Below are 21,447 nucleotides of genomic sequence, written 5' to 3'. Positions count from 1 at the left end.
CGCCCGACTCAGCCCTGGAAGGCGTCGCGCAGGCGGCCGAACATCGACTTGTGCGGGGCCTCGACCTGCCCGTCGGGCGTCTCCTCGCCGCGGATCGCCGCCAGCTCGCGCAGCAGCTCCTCCTGGCGCGGGTCGAGCCGCGTGGGGGTGTCGACGACGACGCTGACGACCAGGTCGCCACGACCGCCGCGCAGGCTCGGCACGCCGAAGCCACGGATGACCTGCTCGCTGCCGGACTGGGTGCCCGGGCTGATCTCGAGCTCGAAGGTCGTCTCCGTCCCGGACTCCGAGTCGGCGCTCGCCACGTCGGCCTCGAGCAGCGGCAGGGTGAGGTGCGTGCCGAGGGCGGCCGCCGTCATCGGCAGCGACACCGTGGTGTGCAGGTCGTTGCCGTTGCGATTGAAGGTCGGGTGCGGCTCGACGTGGATCTCGACGTAGAGGTCGCCGGACGGTCCGCCGCCGGGGCCGACCTCGCCCTGCCCGGTGAGCTGGACGCGGGTGCCGTGGTCGACGCCGGCGGGGATCTTCACGGTCAGCGTGCGGCGCGAGCGGACCCGGCCGTCGCCGGAGCACTCCCGGCAGGGGTCGGGGATGATCGAGCCGTAGCCGCGGCACGCCGCGCACGGGCGCAGGGTGCGGATCTCGCCGAGGAACGAGCGCTGCACGACGGCGACCTCGCCCTGGCCGTGGCACGTCTCGCAGGTCGTCGGCGAGGTGCCGGGCGCCGTGCCCTGCCCCTCGCACGCCTCGCAGCGCAGGGCGGTGTCGACCTTGAGCTCGCGGGTCACGCCGAAGGCGGCCTCCGCCAGCGTCACGTCGAGGCGGATCAGCGCGTCCTGGCCACGGCGGGCCCGCGAGCGCGGGCCGCGGGTCTGGCCGCCGCCGGGAGCCCCGCCGCCGAAGAACGCGTCCATGATGTCGGTGAACGAGAAGCCCTGGCCGGCACCGCCGAAGCCCTGACTGAAGGCGTCACCGCCGCGGTCGTACGCCGCCCGCTTGCCGGGGTCGCTCAGCACCTCGTAGGCGCGGGTGACGTCCTTGAACCGGTCCTGGGTCTCCGGGTCCGGGTTCACGTCGGGGTGCAGCTGCCGGGCGAGCTTGCGGTAGGCCTTCTTGATCTCGTCGGCACCGGCGTCTCGGGAGACGCCGAGGATCTCGTAGGGGTCCTGGGTCACTGGTTTCCTTCATCGAGGATCCGGGAGACGTAGCGCGCGACCGCGCGCACGGCTGCCATGGACCCGGGGTAGTCCATGCGGGTCGGACCGACCACGCCGAGGGAGCCGAGGTGGAACTCCTGCGGGCCGTAGCCGGTGGCCACCACGCTGGTGGCCGCGAGCTCGGAGTAGGGGCCTTCGTGCCCGATGCGGACGGTGAGCGCATCGACGCCCGACTCGCCGAGCAGCTTGAGCAGCACGACGTGCTCCTCGAGCGCCTCGAGCAGGGGCCGCACGGCCGTCTCGAAATCGCCGTAGCGGGCCAGGTTGGACGTGCCGCTCACCGCGACGCGCTCGTCGCTGCGGTGGTCGGACATCGCCTCGGCGAGCACGCTGACGATCGCGCGCGTCGACTCGGCCTGCTCCGGGCGGACCGCGTCGGGCAGCTCGCCCAGGGCGGCGGCCGCGGCAGCGATCTGCACCCCCGCGCTCGCCTGGTTGACCGCGACCCGCACCTCCGCGAGGTCGGTGTCGACGACGGCCTCGTCGAGCTCGACGAGGCGCTGCTCGACCCGGCCGGTGCTGAGGATGAGGATCACCATGATCCGGGTCGGGGTGAGCGAGACGAGCTCGATGTGGCGCACCGTCGAGCGGGACAGGGTGGGGTACTGCACGATCGCGACCTGGCGGGTGAGCTGGCTCAGCAGCCGCACCGACTTCTGCACGACGTCGTCGAGATCGACGGCGCCGTCCAGCAGCGTCGAGATGGCCCGGCGCTCCGCCGCGCTCATCGGCTTGAGGGTGGCGAGCTTGTCGACGAATAGCCGGTAGCCCTTGTCGGTCGGCACCCGGCCGGCGCTGGTGTGCGGCTGGTGGATGTAGCCCTCGTCCTCGAGGGCGGCCATGTCGTTGCGCACCGTCGCCGGTGACACGCCTAGGCCGTGGCGCTCGACGAGGGCCTTCGAGCCCACCGGCTCCTCGGTGGCGACGTAGTCCTCCACGATCGCGCGCAGCACGTCCAGCTTGCGGTCGTCGACCATGGGATCCCTCCTCGCTCGCGGGGCGGCGCACCCGGTGCCATCCGGCACGGGCTGGCACTCGTTCGTCCTGAGTGCCAAGACTACTAGCCAACCGTAGGCTCGCGAGCATGGCCGACCACACCCCCCGCTTCACCGAGGTCGCCCCGCGGGTCTGGGTGGCGCACTACGACTGGATGCACGTCAACATCACGCTCGTCGGCGGGTCCGACGGCCTGCTGATGGTCGACACGCACGGCTCGGCCGCCCAGGCGCGCGCCGTTGCCGACGACGTACGACGCCTCGGCGCGGGGCCGCTGACCGGGATCGTCAACACCCACGAGCACTGGGACCACCACTTCGGCAACGCCACCGTGGTCGAGCAGCTCGGCGAGGTGCCCATCCACGCGACCGACTGGGCGGCCGAGCACATGGTCGAGTCCGCGGAGCGCACCTTCGCGAAGTACGAGGACGCGGCGGGCGACCCGCACCGCGACGAGATCCTCGCCACGGCGCTCCGACCGCCCACCCACACGTTCTCGTCGGTGGTCCAGCTCGACCTGGGCGACCGGGCGGTCGAGCTCGTGCACCCCGGCCGCGGCCACACCGCCGGCGACCTCGTGGTCCGCGTCCCCGACGCCGACGTGCTGCTCGGGGGCGACCTGGTCGAGGAGTCCGACCCGCCATTCATCGGCGACGACTCCTGGCCGCTCGAGTGGCCGCTGACGCTCGACCTCGTCCTCGAGCTGATGACCGACGCGACCGTGGTCGTCCCCGGCCACGGCCGGGTGGTCGACAAGGCGTTCGTCCAGGACCAGCGCGTCGATCTCGGCGTGGTCGCCGAGACGATCCGCGACCTGGCGTCGCGCGGCGTGCCGCAGTCCGAGGCCCTGGCCCAGGGCGAATGGCCGTGGGACCCGGCACTCCTCGTCAGCGCCGTGCGCCTGGGCTACGAGCACCTGCCCCGCAGCCAGAAGCGGCTCCCTCTGGTGTGATCACCCTCCAGCCAGTTAGGCTTGCCTTACCTAATTGCCGGAGGACCGATGACACCGACCGAAGCAGCAGTGCTGGCCCGCAGCGTGCTGTCGTGCCCCGACGCGATCACCCTCCGGGTGAGCGAGGACCGCGAGACCAGCCTCGACGAGGACTACGACGTCACCTGCGACGTGCACGGCGCGCCGGTCTTCAGCGCCTGCGAGGACTCCGCGCTGGTCACTGCCGCCCGTGGCGGCGCGGGCGGCGTGGTCGAGGTGTCCAGCGGGTTGAGCCACCCGGCGACGGGCGGTCGTCGGATCGACCTGTTCCTCCTGGGCCGACTCGCCGAGCGCGGCTCCGGCTGCGCGTGCTGCGGTGGGTCACGCTCCCTCGTGGCGCTCGACCCCACGCGGGTGACGCTGTTCTGCGACGACCGGCCGGTGCCGGTGGACCTCGACCGGTTCCGCGACCGCCGCCACGTCCTCAACCCCGGCTACCTCCAGCGCACCGCCGAGCACGCCAACGAGGCGCACGAGAGCGAGCTGCGCACGGCGATGGCCTCGACCTTCGGGATCCCGGCGCGGACCCTCCTCGCGGCCAGCCTGCTGCGGGTCGACCCGTCGGGCGTCGACGTGTCGTGGCTCGACTCGGCCGGGGCCCACACCGAGCGCCTCAACTTCCTGCGCACGGTGTCCTCGCCGCAGGAGCTCGGCGAGGCGCTGCGCTCACAGCTGCACGCCGGCCTCTGCTGAGACGCCACACCCCCATGGGGCTGGACGCGACCGGCTCGAGTCGGTTGCATGAGGACATGACCGAGAACACCGAGTCCCAGCCCGACCACACCGAGACCCCGCGGTCCTCCAGCGGCACCAGCCCGGCGGACTCGGACCACTCGGGAGGTACGACGTCGCCCGACTCCGCGACCCTCGGCGGCATCTCCGACGACCAGCTCCCCGAGGACCTCCAGCCGGGCGAGGACAACCCGCTCGCGGAGCCGCTCGACCCCGACGCCGAGGAGACCAAGAGCCGCGAGGAGCTCGAGATGGACGCCACGCAGGAGGACCTCGGCAACGACGACGGTGCCAGCACCGCGCCGAGCCAGAGCGGCGGCCCGGGCGAGGGTGCGGGCCAGGCGAGCCGCGAGCCCGACGCCTCGACCACCGACACGAGCGTCGACGCCAACAGTGGCGAGGGCGCCCAGGGCGACGGCATCGCCGAGGGCTGACCTCTCGCCGCGGCGCCGGGGCTCAGCGCGTGAGCGCCAGGTAGGCGATCAGCGCGGCGAACCCCCCGACGAAGACGAGCACGCACGCGACGGCGACCAGCAGCTCGGCCGACGGCACCAGCCGGAACAGCGGGACGTGGTCGTCGTCCGCGTGGTCCTCGTAGTGGTTGCCGGACTCGTCCCACGTGAGCCGGGCCGCGGCCCACTCCCAGCGGCTCATCGGCGCGACACGCCGACCGCGGGCGTCGAGCTCCTCGGAGGCGAACCCGCTGCGGCCCCCGAAGGAGCGCGCGATGTCGCTCTGCTGGGTCGGCCTGGAGCGCTTGGCCACGGCGTGCCACCCCCGTTTCGCGGCGTCGGCCGCCTAACGTGACCCGGTGCCCAGCGATCGCTACGGAACCGACGTCCTCTCCGATGACTGGAAGGCGCCCCGCAACGGCCGTGCCGTCGAGGTGCCCACCGAGCTCGGGATGGTCGTCGAGGAGGTCACGACCGACTGGTGCGGCGAGGTGGTCGCGGTCGACCGCGACATCGACACGCTGACCCTCGAGGACCGGCGCGGCAAGCGGCGGACGTTCCCGCTCGGTCCCGGCTTCCTGCTCGAGGGCAAGCCGGTGATCCTCACCCGCCCGGTCCGCGGCGGCGCCCCCGCCGCGCCCACGCGTACGGCGTCCGGCTCCGTCGCCGTGCCCAACGCCCGCGCCCGCGTCGCCCGCGCCAGCCGGATCTTCGTCGAGGGCCGCCACGACGCCGAGCTCGTCGAGAAGGTGTGGGGCGACGACCTGCGCATCGAGGGCGTCGTCGTGGAGTACCTCGGCGGCGTCGACGACCTCGCCGACCACCTCCGCGACTTCAGGCCCGGACCCGAGCGTCGCGTCGGCGTCCTCGTCGACCACCTGGTCCCCGGGTCCAAGGAGGCCCGCATCGCGCAGGGCATCGCCCGCTCCCCCGTCGGCAAGCACGTCCTCGTCGTCGGCCACCCGTTCATCGACGTCTGGCAGGCGGTCAAGCCCGACCGGCTCGGGATCCCCCGCTGGCCCTCGGTGCCCAAGGGCATCGACTGGAAGACCGGCACCTGCCAGCAGCTCGGCTGGCCGCACCGCGACCAGGCCGACATCGCCCGCGCCTGGAAGCACATCCTCGGCCGGGTCACGTCGTACGCCGACCTCGAGCCGGCCCTGCTCGGCCGGGTCGAGGAGCTCATCGACTTCACGACGCTTCCCTGAGCTTGCTCAGGGAAGATCACGTCGGGAGATCGAGTAGGGCTCGGCCGGACCCGAGCGCAGCGAGGGACCGGCGACCCGTATCGAGATCCGCGATGACTGATGGGTCTCGATACGCCCGCTCGTCCCTCGCGGGCTACTCGACCAGCGAGCGGGTTCAGTCGACCAGGTCGCGCACCACGGCGTCGGCGAGGAGCCGGCCGCGCTGGGTGAGCACGAGCCGCTCGGCCACGAGCTCGACGAGGCCGTCGGCGACGAGCCGTGCCACGTGCGAGCGGCCCGCGGCCTCGAGCGCGGTGACCGGCAGGCCCTCGACGAGGCGGATCTCGAGCAGGACCCGCTCGACGCGCTGGTCGCGGTAGCCGAGCACCTCGCGGGCGAGGGCGGGCGAGACGCCGGTGGCGAGCCGCTGGGCGTACGCGGCGGGGTGCTTGACGTTCCACCAGCGGACGCCGCCGACGTGCGAGTGCGCGCCGGGGCCGACGCCCCACCAGTGGCCGCCGGTCCAGTAGAGGAGGTTGTGGCGGCACCAGTGGTCGGGCGAGGTGGCCCAGTTGGACACCTCGTACCAGCCGAGCCCGGCGGCGGTGAACCGCTCGTCGGCGAGGTGGTACTTGTCGGCGAGGTCGTCCTCGTCGGGCATGGGGAGCTCGCCGCGCGCCACCTGGCGCGCCATCGCGGTGCCGTCCTCGACGATGAGCGAGTAGGCCGAGACGTGGTCGGGCTCGCAGGCCAGGGCGGCGTCGACGGAGGTCTCCCAGTCGGCGAGCGACTCCCCCGGCGTGCCGTAGATCAGGTCGAGGCTGACGTCCTCGAAGCCGGCCCGGCGTGCCCAGTCGACCACCGCCGGCACCCGCAGCGGGTCGTGGGTGCGGTCGAGGGTGCGCAGGACGTGGTCGACCGCGGACTGCATGCCGAAGCTGATCCGGTTGAACCCCGCGGTGCGCAGCTCCTCGAGGTCCCAGGCCGCGACACTGTCGGGGTTGGCCTCGGTGGTGATCTCGACGTCGTCGGCGAGGCCGAACTCCGCGGCCGCGCTCGCCACGATCGCCCCGAGGTCGGCGGCCTTCAGCAGCGTGGGCGTGCCTCCGCCGAAGAAGATCGTCTCGATCGGCACGTCGCGGTGGCCGAGGACGTTGCGGGCGAAGCGGATCTCGCGGATGGCCGCCTCGGCGTACGTCGACCGGCTGGCGCCGACCTCGTCACCGAGCTCGTGGGCGGTGTAGGTGTTGAAGTCGCAGTAGCCGCAGCGCACCGTGCAGAACGGCACGTGGACGTAGAGGCCGAAGGGCCGGCTGCCGAACTGCGCCCATGCCTCGTCGGGCAAGAGGCCGTCCTCGGGGGCGAGGTCGCCGTCGGGTTGAGCGGGGGGCACGCGGGTATCCAACCACGCGTGCACCCCCGCTCACGCAACCGTGACGGTCAGGCGTACATCTCCTCGATGAGCGCCTGGTTGTTCTGCTGCACCACGTTGCGCTTGACCTTCATCGACGGGGTGAGCTCGCCCGACTCGACCGTCAGGTCGTGGTCGAGGAGCTTCCACTTCTTGATCGTCTCCCAACGGTTGAGGTGGCTGTTGAGGTCCTCGATGTAGTCGGCGACCATCTGGCGCACCGCGTCCGAGCGCACGATGTCTGTGTAGGACGCACCGCTCATGCCGTTCTCCTCGGCCCAGCCGGCCATCGCGTCCGGGTCGAGGGTGACGAGGGCGACGCAGTAGTTGCGCTCGTCGCCGAAGACCATGAACTGGCTGGCGTAGGGGCACACGGCCTTGAACTTCGACTCGATCGCGGGCGGGGCGATGTACTTGCCGCCCGAGGTCTTGAACAGCTCCTTGATGCGACCGGTGATGACCAGGTGGCCGTCCTCGTCGAGGGCGCCCTTGTCACCGGTGTGCAGCCAGCCGTCGGAGGTCAGCGTCTTCGCCGTCTCCTCGGGCAGGTTGTGGTAGCCGTCCATGACGCCGGGACCCTTGATCATGATCTCGTCGTTCTCGCCGAGCTTGACCTCGCTGCCCGGGAAGACCGGACCGACCGTGCCGAACTTGTTCTGCTGGGGGTGGTTGACGAACGAGCCGGCCGAGGTCTCCGTCAGGCCGTAGCCCTCGAGGATCGTGATGCCGGCCGCGCCGAACCACTCGGCGATGTCGCGGTTGAGCGCCGCGGCGCCCGAGATGAAGAAGCGGACGTTGCCGCCGAAGCGGTCGCGGATCTTGGAGAAGACCAGCCGGTCGAACAGGCCGTGCTGGACCTTGAGCCCCAGCGGGACGGACTTGCCCTCGCGCTTGAGCCGCTCGACCTCGAGGCCCACCTTGAAGGCGCTCTTGAAGATCTTCTCCTTGGCGCCGCCCTCGGCGGCCTGCATGGTGACGATGCGGCCGTGCGCCTTCTCGAAGATGCGCGGGGCCGCGCCCATGAAGGTCGGCTTCACGACGCCGAGGTTGTCGACGATCTTCTCGACGCGGCCGTCGATCGCGGCGGCGAAGCCGCACGCCATCTGCGTCGACATGAGCACCTTGCCGAACGAGTGGGCCATCGGCAGCCAGCGGAACTCGAGGTCGTCCGGGCCGAGGATGCCCTGCGCGCGGATCGCCTCGCCCTCGTAGACCCACGAGGAGTGCCGCAGCCGCACGCCCTTGGGGCGACCGGTGGTCCCGGAGGTGTAGATCAAGGTGGCGAGCTGGTCGGGGGCGATCGCCTGCGACGTCGTACGCACGACGTCGGGCTGCTCGGCCAGCCTGGCCGCGCCGAGCGCGGCGAGGTCGTCGAGGGAGATCACCCAGTCGCCGTCGCCCTGGCCGTCGAGGACGACCACCTTGCTGACGTGGGGCAGCTCCGCGCGGTGCGCGGTGAGCTTGGCGAGCTGCTCGGCGTCCTCGGCGAAGACGACCCGGCTCTCGGAGTCACCCAGGATGTAGACGGTGTCCTCGGCGTTGGTGCTCGGGTAGACCGTCGTGGTGGCGCCGGCGGCGCACATGATCGCGAGGTCGGCCAGGATCCACTCGTAGCGGGTGCCCGACGCGATCCCCACGCGCTGCTCGGGCTCGACCCCCAGGGCGATCAGGCCCGCGGCGAGTGCCTCCACCTTGTCACCGGCCTGCTTCCACGTGACGGACTCCCAGGCCTCGCCGCGCGGGAAGCGGAACGCCTCGCTGTCGGGCGACGCCGCGACGCGGTCGAAGAACTGGACGGCCACGTTGGGTGGCATGGTGTCGAGGAACGCCGTGTCGATGGTGATCGGCATCTGTTACCTACTCATTCGTCGGAGCGTGACGCGGCGCGTCACACAGCGGGGCTTGCTGCTGACTGGGCTGTAACCTAGATCACTTGGTTTACCGAGTGGTAGCAAACACGGCGAATTGACCGGACCAGTGAGCCGCGGCGGACGACTAGTCCTGCACGGCCTTGGTGATCGCGACGCAGCGGGTGATCCAGTCCTGCTCCTCGGCCGTGAGCCGACGACGGTCAGCGCGGGCGTCCTGCACCGTCCACCCGGCGTTGACGACCATCCGGACCACGACCCAGTCGCGCGCCCGCGCCTCGTCGAGCCCACCGGCGTCGACGAGGGCGTGGAAGCGGCGCCGCAGCCCGTCGCGCACCGAGCCGACGGCGCCGGGGCCGCTCAGCTCCTCCATCCTGTTCCACAGCATGGGCGCGGGCTCGTAGTGCGGGTCGCCGGCCATCGGCTTGGGATCGATGGCCAGCCACGCCCCTGCGTCGTCGGCCATCACGTTGGCGTAGTGCAGGTCGCCGTGCACCACGACCGGGCCGGCCGCATCGGCGAGGAGGTCGCGGCCGAGCGCCAACGCCTGCTCGACGTAGCGCCGCGGGATCGGCACGTCACGGCCCAGCTCGTCGAGGTCGCGCAGCCACCGCTCGACGTACGACGCCACGGTGGCCAGCTGCGGCATGGCGGGGACGTGCAGCCGGTCGTAGAGCCCGCCGACGACCTCGCACGCCTCCACGTCCCACACGTCGCCCATGTCGGGGCCGGGCAGCCACCCGAGCAGGAGCGCGCGCCGCCGCGGGTCGGCCCGGAGCAGGCGTACGGCGCCGCGCCCGCCCCAGTGCTGCAGGGCCAGTCCCTCGTGCAGCGACTCCTCGTCGCCGTCGAAGGTGATCTTGAGGGCCGCGCCCGTGCCGTCGGCGTCGGTGACCGGCAGCACGAGGGAGCAGAACCCGTGCAGCGGCAGCGCGACCGGCGTGAGCCGCCACTCCTCGAGGAGGTCGGCGGCCAGGCGCGGCAACCGGTCCAGCCACCCGGACCAGTCCTCGCCGAGCGCCCGCTGCGCGAGCAGTCCCGGAGGGATGGTGACGGGCATGCCGCGACTCTAGGCTGGCCGCCATGAGCGATCGCCAGCGGCCGTGGTCCGACGACGGCGTCGAGCACGGGCGGATCCTCGTCCTCAGCGACAACCCGATCGCCCGGGCGGTGGCCGCCATCGCGTCGACGGTGGGCCGCACCGTGGTCGTCGAGCCGGCCGACGACGGCGGTCCGGGGCTCGACCCCCGCCCCGGGGACGCGGTCGTCCTCTGCGACCACGACGCCCCGGACGCCCCGGCGGTCCTGCGGGCTGCGCTCGCCTCCGAGGCGGCCTACGTCGCCATGATGGCGAGCCGGCGACGCGCCGCGGGGCTGGTCGAGGAGCTTCTCGCCGAGGGCGTCGACGTGTCCACTCTCCACGTGCCTGCGGGCCACGACCTCGGTGGCAGGGCCCCGGGCGAGATCGCGCTGTCAGTGGTCGCGGAGATCGTCGCCGAGTCCCACGGCCGCCCCGGCGGCCCGATGCGCGGCTGAGACGTGGCGCGCACCTGGGCCGAGCTGGGCGCGGCGTCGCTGGCCCGGCAGCTCCCCGACCGTCCCGTCCCCGGCAGCGGCGCCGAGGTCGCGGCCGCGGTGCACGCGATCGGCGACATGCAGACGCAGACCGCCCGCTCCGCCTTCATCGGGCTCGGCGCCCGCTTCCCCGGCACCACCCACGCGGCGATCACCGAGGCGTACGACGCGGGCGCGATCGTGCGGGGCAGCACGATCCGCGGCACGGTGCACACGGCCAGCTCGGCGGCCTACACGGTGCTCGCCGAGGCGACCCGGGTCGGCCAGCACCGCCGCTGGGCCCGGATGCTGGGCGTCACCGACGACCAGCTCGCGGCCCTGTGGCTCTCCATCGAGGACTTCGCCCGCGAGTGGCGCACCCCCGACGAGCTCCGCGACCACCTCGTCGACTGGCTCGGCCGGCACGCACCGCACGCGGAGGGGGCCACGGAGACCGTCCCGGGGCGCTACCTGTCCTTCGCCCACGGCGGGCTCGTCCGCCGGCCGGCCTCCGGCGACCGGTGGGAGGGTCAGGGCAGGCCCGTCTACCGGACCTTCGACCGCACGGGGCCGGCCACCACGACCGACGTCGTCCGCCTGCACCTCGCGGCCCACGGTCCCTCGTCCCGCCAGGACCTGGCGTGGTGGTCGGGGGTGTCCCTGGGCGCGGTCGAGGAGGGCCTCGCGGGCCTCGGCGGCACGGACGTCGTCGAGGACGAGGGTCCGGACGGGCGCGGCTACCTCGACCTGGCGGACGCGCCGCCGCCGCGGGACCTGCCCGGCGTACGGCTGCTCCCGGAGTTCGACGCGCTGCTGTGCGGCTACGACTCCAAGGCGCGCGACCGCTTCGTGAGCCCCGAGCACAACCGCCGCCTGTGGAACGAGTCCAACGGGATGCTGCTCCCGCCGCTGCTGGTCGACGGGAGGATCACCGGTTTCTGGCGGGCCGGCGGCAGCTCGCGGCGACGTCCGCTCGAGGTCACGTGGTTCGCCCGCACCCGCAAGCCGACGAGGACGGAGCTGGAGGAGCCGGTCGCGGCCCTCGAGGCGGCCCTGGGCATCGAGGTGACGGACGTGTCGCTCACCCGCGAGGCCGTCTGAGGCGCCTCGCGGTCTCGGCGAAAGGGCCCAGAACGGCCCAGAACGGCCCAAGACGGGTCAGAACGGCTCAGAACGGCAGCCCGTCCGCACCGACCGGCACCACCAGCAGGCCGAGCAGGCCCCCGTCCTGGCCCAGCGCGACCCGGCCCTGCCACTCGCCGGCCTCGCAGACCAGCGTGGTGGCGCCCACCACGGTGCCGAGCACCTCGGCGGACGGCGCGTCCTCACCTCCGGGCAGCTGCACGACCGTGTCGCGGCACGCGACCAGGTTGCCGGTGTCGGCGACCGCGCGCGCCCAGGCGCCGAGGACGACGTCGCGGGTGAGCACCCGGGCGACGTCGTCGGGCATCATCGCGCGGAGCTCGTCGTAGCGGCCTGCGTCGAGGGCCGCGAAGACGCCCTCGGTGGTCGCCACCACGCCGGCTGTGTCGGCGGGGGCCATCGGCCGGCCCGTACGCGGGTCGCGCGGCGTCCCGAACCGCTTGAAGGCCGCCTGCCGCGAGGTGCCGAGGACCGCGCCCACCGCGGCCCAGCTGTGGCCGGCCGCCTGCGCGCGCCGCACGGCGTCGGCGAGGGCGCGCTCGGCGAGGTGCACCGCGGTGGCGGCCGCCCTCACCCGGTCGAGCGGGTCGTCCTCAGGCACCGTCGCCGGCTCGCGACCGGCTGGCCACCAGGCCGGCCGGCACCAGCACGCCGGCGAGGATCACGCCGGTGGCCCACCACGAGGCGCCGTCGCCCACGACGTACATGGCGTAGCCGAGCACGAGCGCGACCGCTGCCGCGACGGCGTAGTGCGAGGCGGAGGTGCGCCCGTGGGTCTCCCGCTCGGGACCGGCCCAGGAGCCGGCGAAGAGCATCACCCACAGCGAGAGCGCCAGCCCGGCGCCCATGACGAAGTAGGGCCAGGTGCCGCCGGAGACCAGGCCGACGACGACCGTGAACGCGAGGGCGACGAGGAGGTGGGCCGGGATCGGGGACATGCCACCACCGTGCCGCGCGGGCCACCGTCTGTCAACCTCAGGTTGACGTCCCAGCGGACGGCTGGTCGCGGAGGTACTCCCCCGGTGTCATGCCCGTCACCGTGCGGAAGTCGTGGGTGAAGTGGGCCTGGTCGGTGTAGCCGAGGTCGGCCGCCATGTCGGCGAGGGCGCCGTCGCCCGTCTTGAGCGCCAGCACGGCGTCGTGCAGCCGTCGCCGCTGGACCAGCCACTTGGGGGCGAGGCCGAGGCGCTGCTCCACCAGCCGCTGGAGGCTCCGCTCCGACAACCCGGCCTCCCGCGCCAGGTCGCCCACCCGGGTCGCCTCCGGGTGCTCGCGCAGCCAGGCGACCAGCCGGTTGACCTGCAGGCCCTGCGCGTCGACCGGGAGGAGGGTGGTCAGCCAGTCCTCGGTGGCCGCGATGGCGGCCGCGTGGGCGACGGGGCTGCCGGGCTCGTCGGCCATCGCGGCCCGGACCCGGTCGACCAGCCCGGCGTGGTCGTCGGGCAGCACCTCGGACAGGTCGATCCACGTGTCGGTCACCTCGGCGACCGACCGCCCGAGGACCAGACGCCCGGCCGCGGGCGCGAGCATCGTGCCGACGGCCCAGCCGTCGCCCTCGAGGGTGACGCTGGACCGGCCGCGCGCCACGCCGTAGAAGCGGGCGTAGGTGTTGCTGACCACGACGAGGCACACCGGGTGCTGCAGCGTGCTCTGCGTGGAGGGCTCGGCCAGGGACCAGACCGGGATCCAGTAGCGCTCGACCAGGTGGGCGAGGTGCGCGGACGGCGCGTAGCGGTGGATGGGCGGCGAGGGCCTGCTCAGGCCGGTGAGGTGCGCGCGGTCGACCGGGTCGACCGGCTGGAGGGGCACCTGTCCGGTCATGTGTCGGATTATCACAAGAGGCACCGACACGAGCGGTGCGAGCGTGGACCCATGACCACCACCGCACAGCACTTCACCCAGCGCGCCGCCACCTTCGCCGACATCCTCGACCGCGCCGACGCGCAGTGGGACGCCCCCACGCCCTGCGAGGGCTGGTCCGTCCGCGACGTCGTCGCGCACGTCGTCGACACCGAGCGCGACTTCCTCGAGCGCCACGACCTCGCCCCGGGCCCCCGGCCCGACCTCACCGACCCGGCCGCGGGATGGCGCCGGCACGCGGCCGAGGTGGCCGCGGTGCTGGACCGCGACGGCGTCGCCGACCGGGAGTACGACGGCTTCTTCGGCCGCACCACGATCGCCGCCACGATGGCCGACTTCTACGGCTGGGACCTCGTCGTCCACGGCTCCGACGTCGCCCGGGCGACCCGCCAGCCGTGGTCGATCGACGAGGCGGAGGCCGCCGAGCTCCACGCCACCGCCGACGGCTGGGGCGACGCCCTCTACTCCGACGGCGTGTGCACCGGGCCCGTCGACGTCGACCCCGACGCGAGCGCGACGGACCGGCTGCTCGCCCGGCTGGGCCGCGACCCCCGCTGGGAGCCGGCCACCGTCAGCTGACGGCCTCGAGCGTCACGACCGCCACGGTGCACCGACCCGACACCCCACCCGGACCGGTGAGCAGGCAGCCGACCTCGGCGCCGTCCGGCCGGCCGGCGAGGACGTACGCCGCCTGGTCCTCGGCCAGCGGCAGCGTCGAGGTGCGGCCGAGCTCCAGCACGGTGACGTACGGCGTCACGCTGGGCCCGGCGATCACGTTGAGCACCCGCACCGGCCCCTCGGGCACCGTGGCCACGACGGCGGCTCCACCGTCGAAGGCGAACGGGCGGCGCGGCTCGACGACGTGGGCCGTGCCGTCGACCTCGAGCCCGAGCACGGCGCCGTCCACGAGCGTCAGCAGCCGCTGCCGGTCCGGGAACGTCGAGAAGGGCCCGTCGCGGTCGACGTCGGCGAGGCTGATCCGCCACGAGCCGTCCGCGGCCGTCGCGAGCTCGCGCGTGACGCCGCCACCGTTGGCCCAGGGCCGCGCGGTGACGTCGTCGGCGCGGACGACCGGCACGGCTACTTCTTGCCGGACTTCTCGGTCGGCTGCGTGGTCGAGAGCGCGGCGACGAAGGCCTCGGGCGGGACCTCGACGGTGCCGATGTTCTTCATCCGCTTCTTGCCGGCCTTCTGCTTCTCGAGCAGCTTGCGCTTGCGGCTGATGTCACCGCCGTAGCACTTGGCCAGCACGTCCTTGCGGATGGCGCGGATGTTCTCGCGGGCGATCACGCGCGCGCCGATGGCGGCCTGGATCGGCACCTCGAACTGCTGGCGCGGGATGAGCTCCTTGAGCTTGCCGGCCATCATCACGCCGTAGCCGTAGGCCGCGTCCTTGTGCACGATCGCGGAGAACGCGTCGACCGGCTCGCCCTGCAGCAGGATGTCGACCTTCACCAGGTCCGCCGCCTGCTCGCCGGAGCGCTCGTAGTCGAGGGAGGCGTAGCCCTTGGTGCGCGACTTCAGCTGGTCGAAGAAGTCGAAGACGATCTCGCCCATCGGCAGCGTGTAGCGCATCTCGACGCGGTCCTCGGAGAGGTAGTCCATCCCCTCCAGGCTGCCGCGCTTGGTCTGGCAGAGCTCCATGATCGTGCCGATGTAGTCGCTCGGGCTGAGGATCGTCGCCTTGACCACCGGCTCGCGGACCTCGCTGATCTTGCCCTCGGGGTACTCGCTCGGGTTGGTCACCGTGACCTCGGTGCCGTCCTCCATGACCACCTCGTAGACCACGTTGGGCGCGGTCGAGATGAGGTCGAGGTTGAACTCGCGCTCGAGCCGGTCGCGGGTGATCTCCATGTGCAGCAGGCCGAGGAAGCCGATGCGGAAGCCGAAGCCCAGGGCACCGGAGGTCTCCGGCTCGAAGGTCAGCGCCGCGTCGTTGAGCTGCAGCCGCTCCAGGGCGTCGCGCAGCGTCGGGTAGTCGTCGCCGTCGATCGGGTAGAGCCCGGAGTAGACCATGGGGTTGGGGTGCTTGTAGCCGCCCAGCGCGTCGGTGGCCCCGTGGTGCTGGCTGGTGACGGTGTCGCCGACGCGCGACTGGCGCACGTCCTTCACGCCGGTGATCAGGTAGCCCACCTCGCCGACCCCGAGGTCCGCGGCCTTCACCGGCTCGGGGCTGATCACGCCCACCTCGAGCATCTCGTGCACCGCGCCGGTCGACATCATCTTGATCCGGTCGCGGTGGGTGAGCTTGCCGTCGACGACCCGGACGTAGGTGACGACGCCGCGGTAGGTGTCGTAGACCGAGTCGAAGATGAGGGCGCGCGCCGGCGCGTCGGCGTCGCCGACGGGCGCGGGTGTCTGCAGGACGATCTCGTTGAGGAGGCCGGCCACGCCCACGCCGGTCTTGGCGCTGACGCGCAGCACGTCCTCGGGCTCGCAGCCGACCAGGCCGGCGAGCTCGGCGGCGTACTTGTCGACCATCGCCCCGGGCAGGTCGATCTTGTTGAGCACCGGGATGATGTGGAGGTCGGCGCCCATCGCGAGGTAGAGGTTGGCCAGCGTCTGCGCCTCGATGCCCTGCGCGGCGTCGACGAGCAGGACGGCGGCCTCGCAGGCCTCGAGCGAGCGCGACACCTCGTAGGTGAAGTCGACGTGGCCGGGCGTGTCGATCATGTTGAGCACATAGGTGCCGGGGTCGGCACCCTCGTCGTTGTCGGCCGGCACCGTCCAGGGCATCCGCACGGCCTGGCTCTTGATCGTGATGCCGCGCTCGCGCTCGATGTCCATCCGGTCGAGGTACTGCGCGCGCGCCGCCCGCTCGTCGACCACCCCGGTGAGCTGCAGCATCCGGTCGGCCAGCGTCGACTTGCCGTGGTCGATGTGCGCGATGATGCAGAAGTTGCGGATGATCGACGGGTCGGTCGAGCCAGGCTGCGGCGCGTTCTTGAGGCTCACGGACTGCTTTCAGTGGTACGACGGCGGGATCGCGTCATTCTTCCACGCGGGTCCTGCCCGACCGAACCGGCGACGGGCCGCCGGAGCGGGCCGTCTCGGCGGCCGCGCCTCCCACCGGCCCCCAGGTGCCGGGACGCTAGCGTGCGGCGGTGCCCCCACGGACCGGTTCGACGCTGCCGCTCGTCCCGGCCGCGGCCTTCGTGCTGGTCTGGTCGTCGGGCTACATCTCCGGGCCCGCCGCCGTGCACGCCGCCGCCCCGTTCTCGGTGCTGGGCTGGCGCTTCGTGGTGGCAGCGCTGCTCGCCGCCGGGCTCGCCCTCGTCCTGCGGCGACCCACCCGGATGGACCGGGCGACGCTCCGCCGGGTGGCCGTCGTCGGGCTCGTCATGAACGCCCTGCAGTTCGGGCTGATGTACGTCGCGTTCGACCTGGGGCTCGGTGCGACCCTGGCCTCGCTGTTCCACGCGCTCAGCCCGGTGCTCACCGCCCTGCTCGCGGCCGCGCTCCTCGGCGAGCGGGTCTCGAAGGTGCAGGTCGCCGGGTTCGGCGTCGGGGTGGCGGGCGTGCTGCTGGTGCTGGGCGCGGACCTCGGCCACGCCGGCGGTCCGGTCGCGGTCCTCATCGGCTGCCTCAGCATGCTGACGCTGAGCCTCGGGACGCTCGGCCAGCGGTGGATCGGCGCGCAGCCCGACCTGCTGTGGTCGGCGGCCGTGCAGTTCGCGATGTCGGCGCCTCCGTTGCTGGTCCTCGGGTGGACCACGGAGGGCGCCTGGCCGGTGACCGACGCCCGCCAGGCCCTCGTGGCCGTCCTCTTCCTGGCGGTGGTGAACTCGATCGTGGGCCTCGTGCTGCTGTCGCTGCTCGTGCTGCGTGGCGGGTCGGGTGCCGCGGCCAGCCTGTTCTTCGTGAGCCCGCCGGTCACCGCGGTGCTGGCGTGGGTGGTCCTCGACGAGACCCTGTCGCCGACGCAGCTGGTGGGGCTGGTCGTCGCCGTCGTGGGCGTGGCGGCGGCCACCCGGACGCGGAGCGCACCCGTCCCGGCCGGCGTCTAGGTCCCGTCGGCGTCCACGTCTGGCCGGGCGCCTCGGTCGCGACCGGGCCGGACGTCAGGCGGTGGGCACCCAGTAGCGGCGCTTCACGCCCCGCACGTCCTCCAGCTCCCCGCCGGCGGCCTCGATCACCCGGATGGAGCCGTGGTTGTCGACGTCGCAGGTGACGAGGGCCGGGTCGATGCCGAGCCGCCGCGCCCACGGCAGCGCGGCCCGCAGCATCGCGGTCGCGTGCCCCTCGCGGCGGCGGGAGGGACGTACGTCGTAGCCGATGTGGCCGCCCACGTCGAGCAGGAAGTCGTTGAGCCGGTGGCGGATCGCCAGCCGGCCGAGGTAGGAGTCGCCGTCGATCCACCACAGGGTCGTGCAGGGCACGTGCCACTCGGGTCGGGGGCTGTCCTCCTCGGCGTCGGCCCGCACGGCCCGCACGAAGGTCTCGAACGTGTCCGGTTGCGACCACCTCGGCGCGTGGGTGTCGATCCAGGCGGCGGTCTGGCTGCGCTCGACGCCCTCGGCGACGAACTCATCCATCGCCTCGAGGAAGGACTCACGGACGGCAGTGGTGGGCAGCACGAGCTCGGGCATGGCGCCAGTCTCGCCGCTCCCGGCCACGCGGCTCCAGCGGATATCGGGTCGTCCGTCCGGCGGGCGTGGGGAAGGATGCGCGGCATGCCCGTCGCTCCCTACCCCGTCCCGCACACCGCCACCGCGCGCCGGCTCGAGTGGGCGTTCCTGCCCACCAACCTGCGGGCGTGGATCGAGCGCAAGTGCGGCTCGCCGGTCGTGCGGGCGATCTCCCAGACCAGCGGCTTCACCCCCGGGTTCGCCTCGGTCCTGGTCTGCGAGGACGGCTCGCGGCACTTCGTGAAGGCGGCGTCGGTCAAGGCCCAGCGGATGTTCGCCGACAGCTACCGCGAGGAGGCGCGCAAGCTCGCCGCCCTGCCGCCGGCCGTGCCGGCGCCCCGCCTGCTGTGGCACCTCGACGACGACTGGGTGGTGCTGGGCATCGAGTACGTCGCCGCCCGGCTGCCGCAGCGACCCTGGCAGGCCGACGACCTGGACGCGCTGCTCGACTCGCTCGAGGAGGCGGCCGACGCGCTGACCCCGCCTCCGGCCGAGCTCCGCCTTGACACCGCCGAGGCCGACTTCGCCCCGCTGCTCGAGGGCTGGGCGACCCTGCGGGCCACCCGCACCGACCTCGACCCGGACCGCCTGGCCGAGGCCGAGGCGCTGGCTCGGCGCTACGCCGAGGTGGTCGGCGGCGACACGCTCGTGCACACCGACATCCGCTCCGACAACGTCTTGATCGACCCGGACGGCCGCGCGCTCGTGTGCGACTGGAACTGGCCGGTGCGCGGCGCCGCCTGGTTCGACTCCTTCGCCGCCCTCATCGGGCCGCGCGGCGAGGGCCTCGACGTGGAGGCCGTCATCGCCGGGCGCCGGCTGCTGCGCGACGTCGACCCCGAGGCCCTCGACGTCAACCTCGCGCTCTACGTCGGCTACTTCTTCACGCAGTGCGAGCTGCCGGTCCCCTCGACCTCCCCCCACATCCGCGCCCACCAGCGCTGGCAGGGCGAGGTGTGCTGGGACTGGCTCGCGGAGCGGCAGGGCTGGTCGTGACGGCACCGCGTGCGGTCGGCGTACGCCTGCTGTACGCCGAGGTGCCGGCCGGCGTCCGCGACTGGGTCGAGCGCGAGCTCGGCTCGCCGGTGGTGGCGGTCGCCGAGCAGGTGGGCGGCATGTCGCCCGGCTGCGCCACCAGGCTCACGTGCGCCGACGGCACGCGTGCGTTCGTCAAGGCCGTCGGTGCCGGGCTCAACCCCGACACCCCGCGCCTGTTCCGCCGCGAGGTGGGCGTCCTGGGCCACCTCGGCGAGCACGAGCTGTGGGCGGGCCTGCGGGCGTCGTACGACGACGGCGACTGGGTGGCTCTGCTGATCGAGGACGTGGAAGGCCGGCACCCCGACTTCGCCGACGCGGGCGAGCTGGAGGCGGTGCTCGTGGGCGCCGACCGGCTCTCCGCCGTCCTGCAGCAGCGCACCGTCCCCGCGTCGCTCGACCTCGTGGACGTCGCGCTCGTCCTCCGCAAGTGGGCCGACTGCCTCGCGACGCTCGCGGACGCACCCGCCGCGGCCCCGGTGCCCGACTGGCTGCGCGGCGATCCCCACGGCTGGGCAGAGGTGCTCCGCGACCACGCGGCCCGACCGATGTCGCACCTGGCGCACTGGGACATCCGGGTGGACAACCTGCTGCGTCGCCCCGGCGGCGAGGTGGTGTTCCTCGACTGGGGCCTCGCAGCGCGGGGACCGGCGTGGGTGGACCCCCTGCTCGCCCGGATGGAGCGCGTCGACGAGCCGTGGTTCGACGACTCGGCCGGGTCCTCCCCCGCCCTCGCTGCGGCCGGCGACGACGCCGTGACGGCCTTCCTCGCCGGCTTCGCCGCCCACATGGCGGTGCGCTCGGTCGTCGCGGTCGACGTCAACCTGCCGACGCTCAACGATTTCCGGATCCGCGAGTCGCGGCGCATGCTGGAGGCCGTCGCACGCCGCACCGGCCGCTGACCTCGAACGATTTGGGCGGGCGGCACGCGTGGCGGTAGTGTTTCTCCCTGCATGTCCGGCACCCGACCCTCTCCTGCATCTGGGGGGTTGCCAGGCAGCCGACAAGCACGAGACTTCCTTTTCCTGACCAGTTCGAGCATCCGAGGATCCACACGTGGCGAACATCAAGTCCCAGATCAAGCGCAACAAGCAGAACGAGGTGCGCCGTCAGCGCAACCAGGCCGTGAAGTCGCGCCTGAAGACCGCGGTCCGCAAGTTCCGCGAGCTGTCGGAGACCGGTGACAAGGACGCCGCTGCGGCTGCCGGCCGCGACGCGATGCGCGCGCTCGACAAGGCCGCGTCGAAGGGTGTCATCCACTCCAACCAGGCGGCCAACCGCAAGTCGTCGATCGCCAAGAAGGCCGCGTCGCTCTGACCCGGGCCTGCTGAGCAAGACACCCGCCCACGTGGCGGGTGTTTTCGCATTTCGGGGACCTCAACGGGAGTCGCGCAGCCCGGCCACGGTGAGCACCAGGCGCTCCAGCGTGTAGGACGCGTCGTGGGCCTGGCCCTTGATGTCCGCATCGGCCACCGCGACCGCCCGGACCGCCGCGGCGATGCCCTCGGGGCTCCACGACCGCGACTGGTCGCGCACGGTGCGGACCTTCCACGGCGGGACGCCCAGGTCGCGGGCGAGGTCGGCGTCGCGGGCGCCGCGCGAGGAGCCGAGGTAGCGCGCGAGGCTGCGGGCCGAGGCCGCCATGGCCGAGGTGACCAGGACCGCGGCGGTGCCGGTGTCGAGCGCCCAGCGCAGCTCCTCGAGCGCCAGGGCGCGCTTGCCGGAGAAGGCGGCGTCGGCGACGGTGAAGGACTTGGCCTCCGCGCGTCCACCGAAGTAGCGCTGGACCTTCTCGACGGTGAGCTGCTCGCCGGGGTAGTCGTTGGTGAGCTGGTCGGCGGCCGCGGCGAGCGAGCGGAGGTCGTTGCCCACCGCCTGCACGAGGAACGTCGCGGCGTCGGAGGTGATCTTGGCACCGCGCGAGGCCACCTCGGAGGTCACGAAGCCGGGCATCTCGTTGGCCCGGACCTCCTCGGACTTCACCTCGGTCACGGCCGACAGCTTGCGCAGCTTGGTCAGCACGCCGCTGCCCTTCGCCCCGCCGGAGTGCACGAGCACCAGCGCGACGTCGTCGGCCGGGGCGGCGCAGTAGGACAGCAGGCCGTCGACCGACTCGTCGGGGAGGTCCTCCAGGCCCCGCACGACCACGCACCGCACGGTCGAGAACAGCGACGGCGCGGACATCTCCCCGAGGGAGGCCAGCGTCAGGTCGGACGCCGCGGACTCGGCCAGCTCGGCCTCGGCGTCGTGGGCCCGCACGGCCTCGCGGACCGAGGCGACGGTGCGCGCGGAGAGGTATTCCTCCTTGCCCGTCACGAGGACGACGTGGCCGAGGACCTGCGCGGCGGAGGGGGTGCGTGCCATGGTGCGGCA

General features: G+C 73.1%; 24 protein-coding genes. 11 read left to right on the top strand and 13 right to left on the bottom strand.

Features of this window, described 5'->3' with window-relative positions; all coding sequences use genetic code 11:
• Positions 1–8: 8 nt before the first annotated feature.
• Complete coding sequence (dnaJ, locus tag HN031_RS14505; RefSeq protein WP_172270988.1) at positions 9–1,175, bottom strand: molecular chaperone DnaJ; 1,167 nt, start codon at positions 1,173–1,175, stop codon at positions 9–11.
• Positions 1,172–2,194 (bottom strand): heat-inducible transcriptional repressor HrcA, encoded by a 1,023-nt coding sequence (gene hrcA, locus HN031_RS14500; RefSeq protein ID WP_172270986.1) that lies wholly within the window; start codon positions 2,192–2,194, stop codon positions 1,172–1,174. The genes dnaJ and hrcA overlap by 4 nt, the downstream gene beginning before the upstream one ends.
• A 107-nt stretch (positions 2,195–2,301) precedes the next feature.
• On the opposite strand from hrcA, the gene HN031_RS14495 reads away from it, so the two are divergent.
• From HN031_RS14495 to HN031_RS14485, 3 genes are read left to right on the top strand one after another with little or no spacing between them, the layout of a single operon-like run.
• Complete coding sequence (locus tag HN031_RS14495; RefSeq protein ID WP_172270984.1) at positions 2,302–3,165, top strand: MBL fold metallo-hydrolase; 864 nt, start codon at positions 2,302–2,304, stop codon at positions 3,163–3,165.
• Between the two features lie 48 nt (positions 3,166–3,213).
• Positions 3,214–3,897 (top strand): DUF2470 domain-containing protein, encoded by a 684-nt coding sequence (locus HN031_RS14490; RefSeq protein ID WP_172270983.1) that lies wholly within the window; start codon positions 3,214–3,216, stop codon positions 3,895–3,897.
• Positions 3,898–3,953: 56 nt separating this feature from the next.
• Positions 3,954–4,370, top strand: a complete 417-nt coding sequence (locus HN031_RS14485; RefSeq protein WP_172270982.1) for a hypothetical protein — start codon at positions 3,954–3,956, stop codon at positions 4,368–4,370.
• 22 nt (positions 4,371–4,392) lie between these two features.
• Here the strand turns inward: HN031_RS14485 and HN031_RS14480 are convergent, their stop codons facing one another.
• Positions 4,393–4,701, bottom strand: coding sequence for a hypothetical protein (locus HN031_RS14480; RefSeq protein ID WP_172270981.1), 309 nt, complete (start codon positions 4,699–4,701; stop codon positions 4,393–4,395).
• 46 nt (positions 4,702–4,747) lie between these two features.
• Here HN031_RS14480 and HN031_RS14475 point away from each other — a divergent pair, with 46 nt between their 5' ends.
• Positions 4,748–5,596 carry a DUF3097 domain-containing protein gene (locus tag HN031_RS14475; RefSeq protein ID WP_172270980.1) on the top strand — a complete coding sequence of 283 codons (849 nt, stop codon included), beginning with the start codon at positions 4,748–4,750 and terminating at the stop codon, positions 5,594–5,596.
• A 154-nt stretch (positions 5,597–5,750) separates the two neighbouring features.
• Here HN031_RS14475 and hemW read toward each other — a convergent pair whose 3' ends face one another.
• The 3 genes from hemW to HN031_RS14460 all read right to left on the bottom strand — a co-directional run bounded on the left by hemW (position 5,751) and on the right by HN031_RS14460 (position 9,914).
• Positions 5,751–6,968: a radical SAM family heme chaperone HemW gene (gene hemW, locus HN031_RS14470; protein WP_172270979.1), complete on the bottom strand. Its 1,218-nt coding sequence runs from the start codon at positions 6,966–6,968 to the stop codon at positions 5,751–5,753.
• A 47-nt stretch (positions 6,969–7,015) separates the two neighbouring features.
• Entirely contained in the window at positions 7,016–8,836 is a 1,821-nt protein-coding gene (locus tag HN031_RS14465) for a long-chain fatty acid--CoA ligase (protein WP_172270978.1), read from the bottom strand.
• Between the two features lie 145 nt (positions 8,837–8,981).
• The gene (locus HN031_RS14460; protein WP_172270977.1) at positions 8,982–9,914 is read right to left on the bottom strand and encodes an aminoglycoside phosphotransferase family protein; all 933 of its coding nucleotides are present in this window, start codon (positions 9,912–9,914) and stop codon (positions 8,982–8,984) included.
• A gap of 23 nt (positions 9,915–9,937) precedes the next feature.
• Between HN031_RS14460 and HN031_RS14455 the strand changes: the two genes are divergently transcribed.
• Together HN031_RS14455 and HN031_RS14450 are read left to right on the top strand one after the other, a co-directional pair.
• Positions 9,938–10,390, top strand: coding sequence for an XdhC family protein (locus tag HN031_RS14455; protein ID WP_172270976.1), 453 nt, complete (start codon positions 9,938–9,940; stop codon positions 10,388–10,390).
• 3 nt (positions 10,391–10,393) lie between these two features.
• The gene (locus HN031_RS14450) at positions 10,394–11,509 is read left to right on the top strand and encodes a winged helix DNA-binding domain-containing protein (protein WP_172270975.1); all 1,116 of its coding nucleotides are present in this window, start codon (positions 10,394–10,396) and stop codon (positions 11,507–11,509) included.
• A 67-nt stretch (positions 11,510–11,576) separates the two neighbouring features.
• On the opposite strand, the gene HN031_RS14445 is transcribed toward HN031_RS14450, so the two are convergent.
• Genes HN031_RS14445 through HN031_RS14435 form a run of 3 tightly spaced genes read right to left on the bottom strand, consistent with a single transcriptional unit; the run spans position 11,577 to position 13,372 of the window.
• A complete protein-coding gene (locus tag HN031_RS14445; RefSeq protein WP_172270973.1) occupies positions 11,577–12,152 on the bottom strand; it encodes a hypothetical protein in 576 nt (191 codons plus the stop codon).
• Positions 12,145–12,489, bottom strand: a complete 345-nt coding sequence (locus HN031_RS14440; protein ID WP_172270971.1) for a hypothetical protein — start codon at positions 12,487–12,489, stop codon at positions 12,145–12,147. The genes HN031_RS14445 and HN031_RS14440 overlap by 8 nt, the downstream gene beginning before the upstream one ends.
• Positions 12,490–12,526: 37 nt before the next feature.
• Positions 12,527–13,372 (bottom strand): AraC family transcriptional regulator, encoded by an 846-nt coding sequence (locus HN031_RS14435; RefSeq protein WP_172270969.1) that lies wholly within the window; start codon positions 13,370–13,372, stop codon positions 12,527–12,529.
• A 51-nt stretch (positions 13,373–13,423) separates the two neighbouring features.
• Between HN031_RS14435 and HN031_RS14430 the strand changes: the two genes are divergently transcribed.
• Entirely contained in the window at positions 13,424–13,990 is a 567-nt protein-coding gene (locus tag HN031_RS14430) for a TIGR03086 family metal-binding protein (RefSeq protein ID WP_172270967.1), read from the top strand.
• Here HN031_RS14430 and HN031_RS14425 read toward each other — a convergent pair.
• Together HN031_RS14425 and lepA are read right to left on the bottom strand one after the other, a co-directional pair.
• Positions 13,983–14,489 carry a HutD family protein gene (locus tag HN031_RS14425; protein ID WP_172270965.1) on the bottom strand — a complete coding sequence of 169 codons (507 nt, stop codon included), beginning with the start codon at positions 14,487–14,489 and terminating at the stop codon, positions 13,983–13,985. The genes HN031_RS14430 and HN031_RS14425 overlap by 8 nt on opposite strands.
• 2 nt (positions 14,490–14,491) lie before the next feature.
• Positions 14,492–16,366, bottom strand: coding sequence for a translation elongation factor 4 (lepA, locus tag HN031_RS14420; RefSeq protein WP_172270963.1), 1,875 nt, complete (start codon positions 16,364–16,366; stop codon positions 14,492–14,494).
• Between the two features lie 149 nt (positions 16,367–16,515).
• Between lepA and HN031_RS14415 the strand changes: the two genes are divergently transcribed.
• Complete coding sequence (locus tag HN031_RS14415; RefSeq protein WP_172270961.1) at positions 16,516–17,418, top strand: DMT family transporter; 903 nt, start codon at positions 16,516–16,518, stop codon at positions 17,416–17,418.
• A 54-nt stretch (positions 17,419–17,472) separates the two neighbouring features.
• On the opposite strand, the gene HN031_RS14410 is transcribed toward HN031_RS14415, so the two are convergent.
• On the bottom strand, positions 17,473–18,000 hold the full coding sequence (locus HN031_RS14410; RefSeq protein WP_172270959.1) for a GNAT family N-acetyltransferase: 528 nt from the start codon (positions 17,998–18,000) through the stop codon (positions 17,473–17,475).
• 84 nt (positions 18,001–18,084) lie between these two features.
• On the opposite strand from HN031_RS14410, the gene HN031_RS14405 reads away from it, so the two are divergent.
• From HN031_RS14405 to rpsT, 3 genes are all read left to right on the top strand, one after another.
• Complete coding sequence (locus HN031_RS14405) at positions 18,085–19,035, top strand: phosphotransferase (RefSeq protein ID WP_172270957.1); 951 nt, start codon at positions 18,085–18,087, stop codon at positions 19,033–19,035.
• Positions 19,032–19,976, top strand: a complete 945-nt coding sequence (locus HN031_RS14400) for a hypothetical protein (RefSeq protein ID WP_172270955.1) — start codon at positions 19,032–19,034, stop codon at positions 19,974–19,976. The genes HN031_RS14405 and HN031_RS14400 overlap by 4 nt, the downstream gene beginning before the upstream one ends.
• Positions 19,977–20,130: 154 nt before the next feature.
• Complete coding sequence (rpsT, locus tag HN031_RS14395) at positions 20,131–20,391, top strand: 30S ribosomal protein S20 (RefSeq protein ID WP_172270953.1); 261 nt, start codon at positions 20,131–20,133, stop codon at positions 20,389–20,391.
• Between the two features lie 60 nt (positions 20,392–20,451).
• Here the strand turns inward: rpsT and holA are convergent, their stop codons facing one another.
• Complete coding sequence (gene holA / locus HN031_RS14390; RefSeq protein ID WP_172270951.1) at positions 20,452–21,438, bottom strand: DNA polymerase III subunit delta; 987 nt, start codon at positions 21,436–21,438, stop codon at positions 20,452–20,454.
• Positions 21,439–21,447: the final 9 nt, after the last annotated feature.

Source organism: Nocardioides sp. zg-1308 (genome assembly GCF_013155375.1).
GTDB lineage: Bacteria > Actinomycetota > Actinomycetes > Propionibacteriales > Nocardioidaceae > Nocardioides > Nocardioides renjunii.
This window is presented reverse-complemented; position numbering and strand designations above follow the sequence as displayed.

Coding starts and splice junctions, on each gene's coding strand:
- hrcA (WP_172270986.1), bottom strand. CDS start 2,194: ATGGTCGACGACCGCAAGCTGGACGTGCTGCGCGCGATCGTGGAGGAC.
- HN031_RS14495 (WP_172270984.1), top strand. CDS start 2,302: ATGGCCGACCACACCCCCCGCTTCACCGAGGTCGCCCCGCGGGTCTGG.
- HN031_RS14490 (WP_172270983.1), top strand. CDS start 3,214: ATGACACCGACCGAAGCAGCAGTGCTGGCCCGCAGCGTGCTGTCGTGC.
- HN031_RS14485 (WP_172270982.1), top strand. CDS start 3,954: ATGACCGAGAACACCGAGTCCCAGCCCGACCACACCGAGACCCCGCGG.
- HN031_RS14465 (WP_172270978.1), bottom strand. CDS start 8,836: ATGCCGATCACCATCGACACGGCGTTCCTCGACACCATGCCACCCAAC.
- HN031_RS14460 (WP_172270977.1), bottom strand. CDS start 9,914: ATGCCCGTCACCATCCCTCCGGGACTGCTCGCGCAGCGGGCGCTCGGC.
- HN031_RS14455 (WP_172270976.1), top strand. CDS start 9,938: ATGAGCGATCGCCAGCGGCCGTGGTCCGACGACGGCGTCGAGCACGGG.
- HN031_RS14440 (WP_172270971.1), bottom strand. CDS start 12,489: ATGTCCCCGATCCCGGCCCACCTCCTCGTCGCCCTCGCGTTCACGGTC.
- HN031_RS14435 (WP_172270969.1), bottom strand. CDS start 13,372: ATGACCGGACAGGTGCCCCTCCAGCCGGTCGACCCGGTCGACCGCGCG.
- HN031_RS14430 (WP_172270967.1), top strand. CDS start 13,424: ATGACCACCACCGCACAGCACTTCACCCAGCGCGCCGCCACCTTCGCC.
- HN031_RS14410 (WP_172270959.1), bottom strand. CDS start 18,000: ATGCCCGAGCTCGTGCTGCCCACCACTGCCGTCCGTGAGTCCTTCCTC.
- HN031_RS14405 (WP_172270957.1), top strand. CDS start 18,085: ATGCCCGTCGCTCCCTACCCCGTCCCGCACACCGCCACCGCGCGCCGG.
- holA (WP_172270951.1), bottom strand. CDS start 21,438: ATGGCACGCACCCCCTCCGCCGCGCAGGTCCTCGGCCACGTCGTCCTC.